The 14,408-nt window shown below is 45.5% G+C and carries 15 protein-coding genes; all 15 read left to right on the top strand.

Annotated elements, in window-relative coordinates; translation table 11 throughout:
- Window positions 1–75: 75 nt before the first annotated feature.
- The 15 genes from ACFS25_RS03210 (at window position 76) to murC (ending at window position 14,373) form a co-directional block, all read left to right on the top strand.
- Window positions 76–1,545, top strand: a complete 1,470-nt coding sequence (locus ACFS25_RS03210) for a UDP-N-acetylmuramoyl-L-alanyl-D-glutamate--2,6-diaminopimelate ligase (protein WP_381496957.1) — start codon at window positions 76–78, stop codon at window positions 1,543–1,545.
- 78 nt (window positions 1,546–1,623) lie between these two features.
- A complete protein-coding gene (gene mraY / locus ACFS25_RS03205) occupies window positions 1,624–2,832 on the top strand; it encodes a phospho-N-acetylmuramoyl-pentapeptide-transferase (protein WP_381496956.1) in 1,209 nt (402 codons plus the stop codon).
- A gap of 126 nt (window positions 2,833–2,958) precedes the next feature.
- Window positions 2,959–3,402, top strand: a complete 444-nt coding sequence (gene rplM, locus ACFS25_RS03200; protein ID WP_381496955.1) for a 50S ribosomal protein L13 — start codon at window positions 2,959–2,961, stop codon at window positions 3,400–3,402.
- 5 nt (window positions 3,403–3,407) lie between these two features.
- A complete protein-coding gene (rpsI, locus tag ACFS25_RS03195) occupies window positions 3,408–3,794 on the top strand; it encodes a 30S ribosomal protein S9 (RefSeq protein ID WP_093825819.1) in 387 nt (128 codons plus the stop codon).
- 146 nt (window positions 3,795–3,940) lie between these two features.
- Window positions 3,941–4,777, top strand: coding sequence for a 30S ribosomal protein S2 (gene rpsB, locus ACFS25_RS03190; RefSeq protein ID WP_381496954.1), 837 nt, complete (start codon window positions 3,941–3,943; stop codon window positions 4,775–4,777).
- A 190-nt stretch (window positions 4,778–4,967) separates the two neighbouring features.
- Window positions 4,968–5,801 carry a translation elongation factor Ts gene (tsf, locus tag ACFS25_RS03185; protein ID WP_381496953.1) on the top strand — a complete coding sequence of 278 codons (834 nt, stop codon included), beginning with the start codon at window positions 4,968–4,970 and terminating at the stop codon, window positions 5,799–5,801.
- Window positions 5,802–5,967: 166 nt separating this feature from the next.
- Window positions 5,968–6,570 carry an RNA polymerase sigma factor gene (locus tag ACFS25_RS03180; protein ID WP_381496952.1) on the top strand — a complete coding sequence of 201 codons (603 nt, stop codon included), beginning with the start codon at window positions 5,968–5,970 and terminating at the stop codon, window positions 6,568–6,570.
- A 5-nt stretch (window positions 6,571–6,575) separates the two neighbouring features.
- Window positions 6,576–6,779, top strand: a complete 204-nt coding sequence (locus ACFS25_RS03175) for a hypothetical protein (RefSeq protein WP_381496951.1) — start codon at window positions 6,576–6,578, stop codon at window positions 6,777–6,779.
- Window positions 6,776–7,612 carry a mechanosensitive ion channel family protein gene (locus ACFS25_RS03170; RefSeq protein WP_381496950.1) on the top strand — a complete coding sequence of 279 codons (837 nt, stop codon included), beginning with the start codon at window positions 6,776–6,778 and terminating at the stop codon, window positions 7,610–7,612. Before ACFS25_RS03175 ends, ACFS25_RS03170 begins: the two co-directional genes overlap by 4 nt.
- 33 nt (window positions 7,613–7,645) lie before the next feature.
- Window positions 7,646–8,647, top strand: coding sequence for a DUF3078 domain-containing protein (locus ACFS25_RS03165; protein WP_381496949.1), 1,002 nt, complete (start codon window positions 7,646–7,648; stop codon window positions 8,645–8,647).
- A gap of 62 nt (window positions 8,648–8,709) precedes the next feature.
- Window positions 8,710–9,042 carry a large-conductance mechanosensitive channel protein MscL gene (mscL, locus tag ACFS25_RS03160; protein WP_381496948.1) on the top strand — a complete coding sequence of 111 codons (333 nt, stop codon included), beginning with the start codon at window positions 8,710–8,712 and terminating at the stop codon, window positions 9,040–9,042.
- 167 nt (window positions 9,043–9,209) lie between these two features.
- Window positions 9,210–10,559, top strand: a complete 1,350-nt coding sequence (murD, locus tag ACFS25_RS03155; RefSeq protein WP_381496947.1) for a UDP-N-acetylmuramoyl-L-alanine--D-glutamate ligase — start codon at window positions 9,210–9,212, stop codon at window positions 10,557–10,559.
- Window positions 10,560–10,635: 76 nt separating this feature from the next.
- Window positions 10,636–11,757, top strand: a complete 1,122-nt coding sequence (locus tag ACFS25_RS03150; RefSeq protein WP_381496946.1) for an FtsW/RodA/SpoVE family cell cycle protein — start codon at window positions 10,636–10,638, stop codon at window positions 11,755–11,757.
- 71 nt (window positions 11,758–11,828) lie between these two features.
- Window positions 11,829–12,920 (top strand): undecaprenyldiphospho-muramoylpentapeptide beta-N-acetylglucosaminyltransferase, encoded by a 1,092-nt coding sequence (gene murG, locus ACFS25_RS03145; protein ID WP_381496945.1) that lies wholly within the window; start codon window positions 11,829–11,831, stop codon window positions 12,918–12,920.
- Between the two features lie 67 nt (window positions 12,921–12,987).
- Entirely contained in the window at window positions 12,988–14,373 is a 1,386-nt protein-coding gene (gene murC / locus ACFS25_RS03140; RefSeq protein ID WP_381496944.1) for a UDP-N-acetylmuramate--L-alanine ligase, read from the top strand.
- Window positions 14,374–14,408: the final 35 nt, after the last annotated feature.

The raw sequence follows: 14,408 nt of genomic DNA, 5'->3' as shown, positions 1-14,408 counted from the left end.
AAAAATTAGGCAATTCCGCCCCTAACTCGTTTTTTTGCAGCCGATAAACGGACGAACGGTTCGTTCAACCCGCGAATGCAACTCAAAGATCTCCTCTATAAAATTCCCCTGTTGGCTACATCGGGCAACATGAACACCGATGTGACGAGCCTAACGATGGACTCGCGCAAAGTCGGTCCTGGTAGTCTGTTCATAGCAGTACGCGGGACCCTCACCGATGGTCATTCTTATATTGAAACGGCTATTCGGCAGGGTGCAGAAGCTATAGTATGCGAAGAGCTTCCAGCAGATCCAGCCCCAACGGTGGCGTACATTCGTGTGCAGGATTCAGCTCGGGCAATGGGTTTTGTAGCAGCCAATTTTTACAACCAGCCCTCACAGAAACTTAAACTTGTGGGTGTAACGGGTACGAACGGAAAAACTTCCGTAGCAACGTTACTCTTTCGGTTGTTTCGATCATTAGGCTATCGCTGCGGCCTATTATCGACTGTTCAGAATCAGATTGACGATGAAGTAATACAAGCCACTCACACCACACCCGATGCGATTACGACAAACCAACTACTAACGAAGATGTTGGCGCACGGGTGTACGCATGTATTTATGGAAGTCAGTTCGCACGCGGTGGTGCAGGAGCGAATTGCAGGATTGTCATTCACAGGGGGAATTTTCACGAACATCACCCACGACCATCTGGATTTCCACGGCACATTCGATAACTATATCCGAGCAAAAAAAGGCTTCTTCGATCAACTCCCGGCCTCGGCCTTTGCCCTGACGAACGTGGATGACAAGCGCGGTTTGGTAATGCTCCAGAACACAGCCGCCCGTAAAGAAAGCTACTCGCTCCTAACCCTGGCTACCTTTAAGGGAAAGGTGATTGCCGATAGTCTATTTGGGCTGAATATGTTTATCGACGACCGCGAAGTCTGGTTCAAACTCATCGGTCGCTTTAATGCCTATAACCTTCTTAGTGTGTACGGTACGGCTATTCTGCTGGGCGAAGATCCGGCTGAAGCACTGACGTTACTATCGGGAATTACACCCCCACCAGGCCGGTTCGAGCAGGTTGTTTCGGACGATAAAATTGTGGGTATCGTCGACTACGCGCACACCCCCGATGCGCTGCAAAATGTGTTGGAAACCATCAATGGTCTACGCTACAGCGACGAACAGGATTACCTGCCACAAATTATTACAGTGGTGGGATGCGGAGGCAACCGCGATGCTACTAAACGCCCGATTATGGCCGATATAGCCTGCCGGTTTAGTAACCACGTTATCCTGACTTCGGACAATCCGCGCAACGAGGATCCAATGGCCATTTTGGAACAGATGCAGGCCGGTGTTTCGCCGGTTGATGTAAAAAAAATGACTACGATTGAAGACCGACACGAAGCCATTAAGCAGGCCATTTCTCTAGCTCGCCCGCACGATATAATTCTGGTGGCGGGTAAAGGTCACGAAACGTATCAGGAAATAAAGGGGATTAAATACGACTTCGACGACCGGGTAGTACTTCGGGAAGCTTTCACAAAACGCTGAAATCAGTAACTTTGGCCTGAATCAAAGGGTGAGCGAGCAAAACCGCCTTTTCACTCTTTCACTCTTTCGCTATTTATAATGCTCTATTACCTTTTCCGGTTTCTTGATGAACGCTATAACTTCCCTGGTGCGGGCGTTTTTCAATACATTTCGTTCCGCGCGCTTGGTGCTGTTATCACCTCATTGCTCGTTGCGGCCATCTTCGGTCGGCGTATAATAGATACATTACGCAACCTTCAAATTGGTGAATCTATCCGCGACCTAGGGCTGGAAGGCCAGATGCAGAAGCGAGGAACCCCAACGATGGGTGGGTTTATTATTCTGGCTTCGTTGCTAATTCCGGCTTTATTGTTCGCTAAACTTTCCAATGTGTATGTCATTTTAGCCCTTGTCTCTACTGTCTGGACGGGATTAATAGGTTTTATAGACGATTACATAAAAGTTTTTAAGAAGAATAAAGAAGGACTGGAAGGAAAATTTAAAGTGGTCGGACAAATTGGCCTGGGTCTTATTGTTGGGTTAACACTCTATTTCAACGACTACGTTAAAATTCGGGTCTACGCACCCCGATTGCTTAGTACGTCGACTGTTCCCGACGTTTACACCGACATCAAGTCAACGCTAACGACAGTACCCTTCATCAAGAACAATGACTTCGATTACAGCTCGCTCTTATTTGGGTTTCTACCGGACAGTTATACGTGGATTGTTTATGTAATAGTCTGTATTTTTATTATTACGGCTGTCTCAAACGGGGCAAATATTACGGATGGTATTGACGGGTTGGCGGCTGGAACTTCCGTCATTATTGGCCTGACATTAGGCGTACTCGCTTATTTGTCAAGCAATAAAATCATCTCGCAGTATCTAAGCATCATGTATATTCCCAACTCTGGCGAGCTGGTAATTTTCTGTGCGGCCTTTGTGGGGGCATGTGTTGGCTTTTTGTGGTACAACTCCTATCCGGCACAGGTATTCATGGGCGATACAGGCAGTTTAATGCTGGGTGGCGTGATTGCCGTATTGGCACTGGCCATTCGAAAAGAACTGATGATTCCACTTATCTGCGGCATCTTTCTGGTCGAGTTAGTGTCAGTAATTATGCAGGTTAGTTACTTTAAATACACCAAACGAAAGTATGGCGAGGGTAGGCGAATTTTCCTGATGTCACCCTTACACCACCATTTTCAGAAAAAAGGATACCATGAAGCCAAGCTCGTCACACGCTTCTGGATTATTGGTATTATGCTGGCCGTATTGGCTTTAGCCACCCTAAAGTTACGGTAGCTAGGAATTCTCATTATACCCTTGTTTTTCAGCCTTATACCACCTATATTTGCACTCCCGTTTCAGGATGGGCCTGTTTTTTATGCAGGTAAGTAATTACAAATCAAACAATTAGTCTCCATAACAGTGAATACGCTCAGTTACAAAACCATCTCTGCCAACAAAGCAACGGTACAGAAGGAATGGATTGTGGTTGACGCTCAGGGTGAAGTGCTCGGTCGGCTGGCCAGCCAAATCGCACGCCTGATTCGCGGCAAACACAAAACCAACTTCACTCCGCACGTTGACTGCGGAGACAACGTGATTGTCATCAATGCCCATAAGGTTCGCCTGACTGGTGCTAAGATGACCGACAAAGTTTACACTCGCCACACGGGTTATCCCGGTGGACAACGGTTCACATCGCCCCGTTTGCTGCTTGAAAAACACCCCGAGCGCATCATCGAACACGCCGTGAAAGGTATGTTGCCGAAAAATCGACTTGGTCGGCGGTTGTATACCAACCTGTATGTTTACGCTAGTGAGCAACACCCGCACGAGGCTCAGCAACCCACAGCAGTTAAATTTTAAGTATAATGGATCGTATTAATACCATTGGTCGCCGTAAAACTGCCATCTCCCGCATCTACATGTCGGCGGGCAGCGGAGCCATCTCGGTGAACGGAAAAGATTACAAACAATATTTTCCTACCGAAGTACTGCAAATCATTCTGAACCAGCCGTTTGCAACTGTTAACGGTGTTGGTGGCTACGACGTAAAAGTAAACGTTCGCGGTGGTGGTGTAGCCGGTCAAGCCGAAGCTACCCGTATGGCTATCGCTCGTGCACTAGTCGAGTTGAACGCTGAGTTCCGTCCCGCTCTTAAAAAAGAAGGGTTCTTAACTCGGGATTCGCGTATGGTTGAACGGAAGAAGCCAGGCCGGAAAAAGGCCCGTCGTCGTTTCCAGTTCTCGAAACGCTAACATTGGCAGTAGGTCTGTCGCAAATAGCTTGGGTTTTATCCTAAACGCTATATCCCAGTCCTACGCAAAATTGTCCAGACTGCCCTTAGATGATGCCGACGGGTGGTGCTGCATATTTTTTATAACATTCATTTTTCAATTCGAAAATGGCACAAATTGAATATAAAGACCTCTTAGACGCTGGTGTGCATTTTGGCCACCTTACGCGTAAGTGGGATCCCCGGATGGCTCCGTACATCTTTATGGAGAAGAACGGTATCCATATTATTGACCTTAACAAAACGGTTGCTGCGCTGGAAGAAGCGTCGAATGCTATTAAAGGTATCGTTCGCTCAGGCCGGAAAGTGATGTTTGTCGCAACAAAGAAACAGGCTCAGGAAATCGTTTCGGAAGAAGCGCGTCGCCTGAAAATGCCTTACGTAACTGACCGCTGGCAGGGCGGGATGTTAACGAACTTCGCTACGATCCGCAAATCGCTGAAGAAAATGCAAACGCTGGACAAAATGCTGAAAGACGAGGAGACCGTCAAGAGTATTGCCAAGCGTGAGCGTTTAACTCGTAGCCGTGATAAAGAGAAACTGGAACGCGTATTAGGCGGTATTGCCGATCTAACTCGTTTGCCAGCCGCTCTTTTCATCGTTGATGTAAAACGTGAACACATTGCTGTTGCCGAAGCTCACCGTTTGGGTATTCCCGTATTTGCTATGTGCGATACGAACTCGAACCCCGAAGAAGTTAACTTCGCCATTCCAGCTAATGATGATGCTTATAAGTCGATTTCTCTAATTACGCTTGCCATTGGCAAAGCTATTGAAGAGGGTCTGATGGAGCGGAAGCAGGATAAAGACGATCAGCGCGTTCAGGAAGAAGAAGAAACCAAGCGCACTGACGATCTGGCTCAAGCTAAGGCAGAAGGTGAAACTCAGCCTGAGTCCACATCTGCACCAGCCGCTGTTGCTGAAGAAGACGGACAGGAAGCATAAAGAAGTAGTAAAGTTGTCCGGTTTCTGTGTGGGCAAAAACCCTATGACTTTACAACCGCTATGGCAAAACATTTATAATTCCATTGCAGAATAGCCCGTAGCCAGCCGCTATGGGCTATTCCATTTCGGGATACAATTTATTGAGTCCCAACTAATTTTTGACAATCTTAAAAGACAATCACCTATTACTATGGCAATTACCGCTGCTGACGTAAATAAACTTCGGCAAGAGACCGGAGCCGGCATGATGGACTGTAAAAAAGCCCTCACCGAAGCCGATGGCGATTTTGAAAAAGCAAGAGAAATTCTGCGCAAGCATGGTCAGAAAATAGCCGATAAACGGGCTGATAATGCAACGGCAGAAGGCATTGTATTAGCGCACGTTAGCCCTGACGGTACAATGGGTCGCGTAATAGGATTAGCCTGTGAAACCGAGCCTGTTTCGAAAGTAGCTGATTTCCAGAATCTGGCGATGGCAATATTAGGTACGGCTGTTGCCACAGAAGCCACTGATAAAGCGGCTCTGTTAGCAACCTCTCAGGCTGATGGCCGTTCGCTTCAGGATCACATTACAGACCTGATGGGCAAAATCGGCGAAAAAGTAGAAATAGCGTCGTATGAAACGGTGTCTGCTGACAAAGTAGTATCCTACGTTCACTCGAATGGCAAACTAGGCGTATTGGTTGGTCTGACAAACACGAACGGTACTGACGTAACCGAAGTAGGTAAAGACATCGCCATGCAAATTGCTGCTATGAAGCCGGTGGCCTTGGACAAAGATGGCGTTGATGCTACTATCGTACAGCGCGAAATCGAAATTGGTAAAGAACAAGCTCGTCAGGAAGGAAAGCCTGAAGCCATGCTCGAGAAAATTGCTATGGGTAAGCTTAACAAATTTTACAAAGAGAATACGTTGCTGAACCAGGAATTTGTAAAAGATAACTCGGTAACGATCTCCCAACTATTAGATAAAACTAGCAAAGGATTAACTGTATCTGCTTTCAAGCGGGTGTCTATTGGTTAATATCTTATAGTACATTTCTTTTTGAAATACCCGGCTGAAAAGTCGGGTATTTTTTTTGTTTCTGATATAGGGGTAGGGACGTTTCTTTTTATTATTAATTATTAAGGTCAATGTTACTTCTTATATGGTTTCAGGTCTCATCAGTCACCACCGTATAAATTGAAGTATGATGTCGGATGAGGAGCTAGTTCGATTATACGTCGAGACACAGCGAAACATATATTTTGAGCAATTATACGAACGCTATTGCGATAAAGTTTATCGAAAATGCCTGTCGTTCACGAAAGATACGATCCGTGCAGAAGACCTAACACACGATGTTTTTCTAAAATTAGTCGTCAAACTCAGTAGTTTTCGGGAGCAGTCTAAATTTTCAACTTGGTTATATTCAATAACATACAACTATTGTACGGATCAGTTACGGTCATATAATCTGCGCCGGGAAGTTCATATGGATGATGGCTGGGAGCGGTTGGATGTTGGCGAGGACGATGGGTTGTCCGAACTGGCAGAATTGGAAGCTCAGCAACTTGAACGAGCCTTACATCGACTCCCACCCGAAGAGCAAACCATGCTTCTGATGAAGTATCAGGATGATATTAGCATTCGTGAACTCGCTACGTTTAATGGATTGACGGAGAGTGCAGTAAAGATGCGGCTCAAGCGTTCGCGCGACAAACTGCGCAAGCATTACCTTGAAGGAGCTGTATTCTGGTTGCTGATAGCCATCAAAGTCGCTCTATCTATTCGCTGGCCTTTTCGCCAATAACACTTATGGAAAATCCAAACCCATTTAAAGAACTCGAATCAGATGCTACCTGTCCTCCTCATTTGAAAAATGAGTTGATTTCCGAAATCGATCTTATTCGGAACGTCATCACCGTCATAGAACTTTACGTCGGTGATTTATTCGGTCTGGCCTCAGCCCTGGCAAGCCCATCTCAGGTAACTTCTGACAATACAAATCCTCCCTTATGAATCAGCTCCCAAATTTGACTGAAATTTTACGTAATACCTTTCAAACTCTTATTGACCAGTTTATTGATTTCGTCCCCCGTATACTGGGCGCTGTCGTTGTGATGATCATTGGCGTGGGCGTTGCCCGACTGGCCTCATTCATCGTCCGGCGGGTTTTGGGCCGGGTGGGTTTCGATAAGATTGGGGATCGGCTGAACGAAATCAGTATTATTAAACAGCTTAAAACCGAAATTAAGTTAAGCGAAATTATCTCTAAAGTTCTCTATTATTTTATTCTGTTAGTATTCATCACAGCCGCAACCGAAACGTTAGGCGTAGCAGCAATAACCGAAATGGTATCTTCGCTGGTGAATTTTATTCCCAAATTAATTGCCGCTGCCATTATGTTGCAAGTGGGTGTTTTACTGGCAGATACATTACGGGGAGCTGTACTAAATTTATGTCAATCGTTCAATATTAATTCCGGTCGTTTACTGAGCATGATTGTCTTTGTCTTTTTCCTAATCATTACTATCATTAGTGCGCTCGGACAGGCAGGTATCAATACCGAATTGCTCGAATCAAGTTTCAACCTTATTATTGGCGGAGTTATTTTCGCATTTGCTATTGGTTATGGCTTTGCTTCGCGCGATGTGATGGCTAACATTCTGTCATCCTTTTACACAAAGAACAAGTATCAGGAAGGCCAAATAATTCAGGTAGATGATGTTAAGGGTGAAATATTGAAGATTGATACAATGTCGCTAACCCTTCGTACCGGCGAAACCACAACCGTAGTTCCTCTCCAGACGCTACAAACGAAAAAGGTGGAGGTGTTTCAACCAATTGATTAGTTTAAGATAACAAGGGTGTTTCCTGAATAACATATGAAAAAAATCCTACTATTTATTCTCACTAGCTGGTTATGCCTGAACAATGCAATAGCACAAGATTCGCTCAGAGCTACTACAAACTTCAAAGACACCGTAGCGGTAAGAATTGACACTTCATATTGGCAACGTTCATTCAGTGGCGGAGTCAATTTCAACCAGGCATCATTCAGTAATTGGTCGGGTGGAGGTGTTAACTCAATCGCAGTAGGTGGTGTTGTGGCTGCTCGTGCTTTGTATGAAAAGGGGAAAACTTCCTGGGACAATACCGCTGATCTTCAGTTGGGCTACGTGACTCAGTTAGGGAACACTCGTAAGGCAGCCGACCAAATTATCCTGATTTCTGTCTTAGGGCACAAAATAGCCCCTAAATGGGATTTATTTATTTCCGGGACGTTCAATACATTTTTTGCCGCCGGTTATCGGTATGATAAATTGCCTGCCGACCAGACAAGTCTGAAGGTATCCAATTTTTTTGCACCTGCTCAATTTACACTTGCCGCTGGTATAGCTTATAAACCTACTGACTGGTTTGCCCTCAGGATAAGCCCAATAGCGCCCCGTTTCACTTTCTTAGCTGATCAGAGTGTTCGGGTGCGGCAGGATGCCGTAACTGGTTTATATGTTCTTGACCCTACCCAAAAAGCCTACGGTGTAGACCCAGGGAAAAGCGTCCGAACTGAGTGGTTGGCGTTTCAATTACAGGCTGCCTTGAATAAAAACCTAAGCGAAAACGTATCATTAAGCGCTCGCTATCAGATCTTTACAGAGTATTCACAACTTGATAATATCAACCACCGGCTCGACCTTATTTTGACCGCTAAAATAAGTAGATATTTGAATACTACTTTTGGCCTGATTGCCTTGTATAATAAAGATTTTAGTTCTGAATTACAGATTCAGCAAACGCTGGCTCTTGGGCTCTCGTATAATCTAAGTTCATTTCGGAAGAAAAAAGACCCGCTCAAAGCGACTGATCCATTGCCTGGCCGGTTTTGATTTAAAATCACCAGTATATAACTTGAGCACCAAAAAAAATCTAACCTAAATCAACTGGCCTCATGTTAAGTGAATTTCGAACGTTCATTGCTCAGGGTAACGTATTGGATTTAGCCGTTGGCGTCATTATTGGCGCGGCTTTCGGTAAAATAACTACCTCATTAGTCGAAGACATTTTTAATCCCATATTGGGATTACTACTTGGTGGTGTTGATTTTAGTCAATTAAAAATTGTGCTGAAAGAAGCGGTTGGTACAGCGCCCGAAGTTGCTATTCGTTATGGTAATTTTCTGAATACATTTATACAATTCTTACTCATTGCCTGGGTTATTTTCCTGATTGTGAAACTGGCGAATCGTGCCCATTTATCGAAGTCACTAACTCCTAAAGAATAAGATCAAGGTCTTCTTTCAAGGTTAGTTACAGCCCCAGCTTCTGATTTTGTGGCAATGCATAAAGTTAAAGCCTGAAAACATATCTTAAATTTTTTAACCCAAAAGCCCTGGCTTATAGACAGGGCTTCTTCATTTATGCTTTATTTTGCCAGTTGTACGGTCTTATTATGTCCATTCAGAAAATAGTTATTCTTGGCGGGGGCGAAAGTGGTGTTGGTGCTGCTTTGCTGGCTCAAGCTAAGGGATTCGAGGTATTCTTGTCAGATAGAGGGGCACTCAAAGAAAGTTATCGAGCCACTCTTCAGGCAGCAGGCATTCCATTTGAAGAGGGTCAACATACCGAAGAGCGTATTTTAGAGGCAGACGAGGTTGTGAAAAGTCCCGGAATTCCGGCTACGGTTCCACTTGTACAAAAGCTCCAGGCGCAGGGCATACCCATTATTTCGGAAATTGAGTTTGCCGCCCGGTACACGAACGCCAAGCTTATTGGCATAACTGGCAGCAACGGCAAAACCACCACTACTCTTCTAACATACCATCTTCTCAAATCAGCAGGGCTAAACATTGGGCTAGCGGGGAATATTGGTGACAGTTTCGCTGAACAAGTCATTGCCGACACCTTCGATTATTTCGTGCTGGAACTAAGCAGTTTTCAGTTAGACGACATGTATAAAACGCATCTCGACATAATGGTGCTGCTTAATATCACACCCGATCACCTCGACCGGTACAACTACGATTTCCAGAACTACGTATCATCAAAATTTCGGATTTTACAGAATGCCCGTCCTAAAGATGATTTTATTTATTTCACAGAAAGTCAGCCCATTATGGATGAACTGGCTGAGCGGCAACCCGTTGTGAATATGCTACCTATTTCATTGCAAGTGGCCCTTTCGCCCGGTGGCTACGTAACGAACGGTCAATTAATCACAACAAACAACGAGCATTCTTTCTCCATTCTACAAAGCGACACTCCCCTACGTGGGTCGCATAATGCCATTAATATGCTGGCGGCTATATTAGTTGCGCAGTCGGTGGGTGTAGAGAACGATGCAATTGAGGCCGGTCTAAAAACCTTTCAAAATGCGGCTCACCGGCTAGAACCAGCTGGAACCGTCGATGGGATTCAATTTATTAATGACTCGAAAGCCACTAATGTAGACTCGGTGTTTTATGCGCTGTCAAGTATGGACGCGCCAACAATCTGGATAGCCGGTGGCTTAGACAAAGGCAACGATTATAGCCAGTTGGACGAAGTTGTACGCCGTAAAGTAAAAGCGCTGATTTGTTTGGGCGTAGACAATCATAAATTAGTAGATTACTTCGGTGGTACGATTTCATCTATTTATGAGACGCAGGACATCGCAGATGCAATAGCGAAAGGACTTGAGTGGGGGAAACCCGGCGACGTTGTGCTGTTAGCTCCCGCCTGCGCAAGTTTTGATTTATTCAAAAATTACGAAGACCGGGGCAACCAGTTCAAAGCTGCGGTTAAAACCTTAATGATAAAGTAGGCGGGTAAAGTTTAGCGTAAGAGACTGCAACAATTTTTAACTTATCACGCTTAAAGCTTAACCCATCATAAAAAACATGTTTCTTCGAAACTGGATTCGTACACATCTCAAAGGTGACCGCCAAATTTGGTGGATTGTCCTTTATCTATCCATTATGAGTGTATTGGTCGTTTATAGCGCGACCGGCACAAAGGCATTCCGCGAACTCGACGGCAATACCGAAGTCTTTTTGCTTAAACATGGGTCTCTCCTGCTTATCGGATTAGCCTGCACCTATTTTGCCCATAAGATCAACTACGTTTACTACGCCCGTCTATCAAAATACGGCTTATGGCTCTCTATTCCACTATTATTATGGGCATTTTTTAAAGGTACAAACCTAAATGATGCTTCGCGCTGGGTTACGATTCCGATAATTAATCAAACGTTCCAGCCTTCCGATTTGGCTAAACTAGCCCTTATTTCCAATCTGGCAGCTATGTTGGCGAAGCGGCAACGCTTCATGAGCGACCCCATTGTTTTGTTTAACCTGATTCTCTGGATTGGCGTCATTTGCTCACTCATCATTCTCTCAAATACCTCAACCGCCCTCTTATTGGGGGCAACCTGCTTCTTGCTGATGTACATTGGCCGGGTACCCGTTCGCTACTTGGGCTACATGATTGCTGTTTGCGTACTGTTTGGCGGAATAGCCTTAGCAGCGGGACAGCGCTTCGGCACGGCGTCGAACCGGGTGAAAAATTTCATGAATCACGATACCATTTTTTACCAGGTCGAGCAGTCTTATATCGCGCTGGCAAACGGTGGACTAACTGGTCAGGGGCCGGGTAATAGTCACCAGCGAAACACCCTGCCGAATCCATTTTCTGATTTCATCTATGCTATCATCGTCGAAGAATACGGCTTGTTACTTGGGGGAATTCCGATAGTGCTTGCTTATCTGTGGTTTTTGTGGCGAGGGATGAAAACCCTCCAAAAAGCGACACGACCCTTTGGAGGATTACTATCGGCGGGATTAACTTTTAGCATTGTTTTTCAGGCTTTTGCCAGTATTTGCGTAGCCATTGGCCTGGCTCCCGTAACCGGCCAGCCCTTGCCTTTATTAAGTATGGGTGGTACATCGCTCATATTCACCGGTTTAGCTATCGGCATTGTATTAAGCGTCAGTCGAGACGAAGCCGACGAAAGCAAAATTTAGTGGTTGGCAGATAGTGGCTTATGTAGAACGAGCCCATTTGTCTGACCATTAATTACCAGTTACTAATCATTATGAACGTTATAATTAGTGGGGGCGGTACTGGTGGGCATATTTACCCAGCAATTGCCATTGCCAACGAACTTAAGGTAATTGACCCGGCTATAAAGATTCTATTTGTTGGGGCCGAAGGTAAGATGGAGATGGAAAAAGTTCCTCGTGCTGGCTATACTATTGTGGGGTTGCCGGTTGTCGGAATTAAACGCGAATTGACATTGGCAAATTTAGCGTTTCCGTTCAAATTAGGTCGGAGTTTGATTCGTGCGCGACAAATTGTCCATGACTTTCGGCCCGATGCAGCCGTGGGTGTGGGCGGTTATGCCAGCGGTCCTTTGCTTTTAGCAGCCTCAATGAAAGGGATACCTACCCTCATTCAGGAACAGAATTCCTACGCCGGTCTGACCAATAAAGTACTTGCCCGCTGGGCAAAACGCATTTGCGTGGCCTATCCCGGTATGGATACGTTTTTCCCAATCGACAAGATTAAACTAACAGGCAACCCAGTTCGTAGCGACATCCAGTTTGCCAGTCAACAAGTGGAAGCCGGTCGAAAGCTGTTTGAGTTAGACAGTAACCGTCCGACGCTGCTAATTATTGGTGGCAGTCAGGGAGCGCGAACAATAAACGAAAGCATAGAAGCGGGCCTAATGCGATTTGTCGATGCGGGCATTCAGGTAATTTGGCAAACCGGGCCAGCCTTTATTGAGCGGGCACGAACAGCCGTAGCAGCAACTGGATCAACATTGATTAAGGCATATGATTTTATTTATGAGATGGATAAAGCCTATGCCATTGCCGATTCGGTTGTGTCGCGGGCGGGTGCCTTGTCTGTGTCAGAATTATGCTTGGTAGGACGCCCAGCCATTTTGGTACCTTTCCCGGCAGCTGCTGAAGACCACCAAACAAAAAATGCAATGAGCTTGGTTGAGCATAATGCGGCTCTGCTCGTCAACGACCGGGTGGCTCGCGAGGAACTTGTTACAGCCGCCCTGAATTTGCTGGCGAATCCGGCCCAACAACAGCAGTTAAGCCAGCAAATAAAAACGTTAGCCAAACCAAATGCCGCCCGTGATATTGCAAATGAAGTACTTAAACTAATAAAATAAGAAAAAAAAGTAGCTGGAAGGGGAACATGATTTACACTCCTTTTCACCTTCTCTTTTACCACGAATAATGACTTTAGACCAATTCAAATACATTTATTTCCTCGGCATCGGGGGAATCGGCATGAGCGCACTGGCCCGCTGGTTTCAGGTTAATGGCTATGCCGTAGCCGGATACGATAAAACATCGACTGTGCTGACCGACACTCTTCAGGCAGAAGGGATGATGATTCACTTCACGGATGCCATTGATCAGATTCCAGTTGAGTTTCGGGAGAATCAAGCCGAAACGCTGGTAATTTATACGCCTGCCGTTCCGAAAACTCATTTAGAATATATTTATCTGACCGAACAGGGCTTTACCTTACAGAAACGCTCACAGGTATTAGGCTTGCTGGCGGGACAAATGACTACTATCGGCGTGGCCGGTACACACGGAAAAACCACTACATCATCAATGGTGGCGCATATTCTGCGCGATGCCGGTGTCAATTGTGCAGCTTTTCTGGGTGGAATTACCAATAACTACGGTACTAATTTCCTACTCAATCAACCTGCCGATGACCTTCGGTCGGTGGTTTGCGTGGTAGAAGCCGACGAATTTGACCGCTCATTTCTGACTCTGTTTCCGAAGTTTGCCATAGTGACCTCAACCGATGCCGACCATCTGGATATTTATGGAGCGCACGAAGCTGTGCTCGAATCATTCAGCAAATTCGTTAGTCAGATTGAGCCCGACGGTGTGCTGTTCATGAAGCAAGGCTTGTCTCTAGCCGACAAAACAGAGGCCACCGTTCGGTCTTACTCACTGAAAGAAGGCGATTACTACAGCCAGAATTTGCGCATTGAACAGGCATCTTTTCTCTTCGATTTGGTCCATCCGAAAGGCATTATTTCTGACATTTCCTTGGCAGTTCCTGGCTTCCACAATGTTGAAAATGCAGTGGCAGCCGGAGCGGTATCCCTCGAGGTAGGTGTATCGCCGGAAGCTATCCGGTCGGCACTGAATAGTTACAAGGGCGTTCGCCGACGGTTCGAGTACATCCTGAAAACGGATTCGGTCGTATTTATTGATGATTACGCCCATCACCCGGCCGAAGTACAGGCATTTTTGTTGTCAGTGAAAGCCCTTTATCCTGATCGCGAACTGACAGCTGTGTTTCAGCCACATTTGTTTAGTCGCACCCGCGATTTTGCCGATGGTTTCGCAGAAAGTCTTTCGTTGGCCGACCATGTTATTTTATTGGATATTTACCCAGCCCGTGAATTACCGATGGAAGGAGTGACCTCAGACTTGATTTTTCGTCACGTACACTCGAAAACTAAAAAAAAATGCACCAAAGCCGAATTACCCAACGTTGTGCGGGAAATGAAGCCTTCTTTGCTCGTAACCATTGGTGCGGGAGACATTGATCAACTGGTAGGAACACTAAAAAATATACTTGCAGACCAATAGATAGAAATATCTTAAAAACAATCCAGCTTATTTAC

The sequence above is a fragment of the Spirosoma flavum genome (assembly GCF_042686045.1).
Lineage (GTDB): Bacteria > Bacteroidota > Bacteroidia > Cytophagales > Spirosomataceae > Spirosoma > Spirosoma flavum.
The sequence above is the reverse complement of the archived record's forward strand: the minus strand, read 5'-3'. Positions and strand labels throughout refer to the sequence as shown.

What these genes read in the sequence shown, in the direction of transcription:
- ACFS25_RS03210 (WP_381496957.1), top strand. Translation starts at nt 76, where the DNA reads ATGCAACTCAAAGATCTCCTCTATAAAATTCCCCTGTTGGCTACATCG.
- murD (WP_381496947.1), top strand. Translation starts at nt 9,210, where the DNA reads ATGTCCATTCAGAAAATAGTTATTCTTGGCGGGGGCGAAAGTGGTGTT.
- ACFS25_RS03165 (WP_381496949.1), top strand. Translation starts at nt 7,646, where the DNA reads ATGAAAAAAATCCTACTATTTATTCTCACTAGCTGGTTATGCCTGAAC.
- tsf (WP_381496953.1), top strand. Translation starts at nt 4,968, where the DNA reads ATGGCAATTACCGCTGCTGACGTAAATAAACTTCGGCAAGAGACCGGA.
- rpsI (WP_093825819.1), top strand. Translation starts at nt 3,408, where the DNA reads ATGGATCGTATTAATACCATTGGTCGCCGTAAAACTGCCATCTCCCGC.
- rpsB (WP_381496954.1), top strand. Translation starts at nt 3,941, where the DNA reads ATGGCACAAATTGAATATAAAGACCTCTTAGACGCTGGTGTGCATTTT.
- murG (WP_381496945.1), top strand. Translation starts at nt 11,829, where the DNA reads ATGAACGTTATAATTAGTGGGGGCGGTACTGGTGGGCATATTTACCCA.
- ACFS25_RS03180 (WP_381496952.1), top strand. Translation starts at nt 5,968, where the DNA reads ATGATGTCGGATGAGGAGCTAGTTCGATTATACGTCGAGACACAGCGA.
- ACFS25_RS03150 (WP_381496946.1), top strand. Translation starts at nt 10,636, where the DNA reads ATGTTTCTTCGAAACTGGATTCGTACACATCTCAAAGGTGACCGCCAA.
- ACFS25_RS03170 (WP_381496950.1), top strand. Translation starts at nt 6,776, where the DNA reads ATGAATCAGCTCCCAAATTTGACTGAAATTTTACGTAATACCTTTCAA.
- murC (WP_381496944.1), top strand. Translation starts at nt 12,988, where the DNA reads ATGACTTTAGACCAATTCAAATACATTTATTTCCTCGGCATCGGGGGA.
- mscL (WP_381496948.1), top strand. Translation starts at nt 8,710, where the DNA reads ATGTTAAGTGAATTTCGAACGTTCATTGCTCAGGGTAACGTATTGGAT.
- ACFS25_RS03175 (WP_381496951.1), top strand. Translation starts at nt 6,576, where the DNA reads ATGGAAAATCCAAACCCATTTAAAGAACTCGAATCAGATGCTACCTGT.
- mraY (WP_381496956.1), top strand. Translation starts at nt 1,624, where the DNA reads ATGCTCTATTACCTTTTCCGGTTTCTTGATGAACGCTATAACTTCCCT.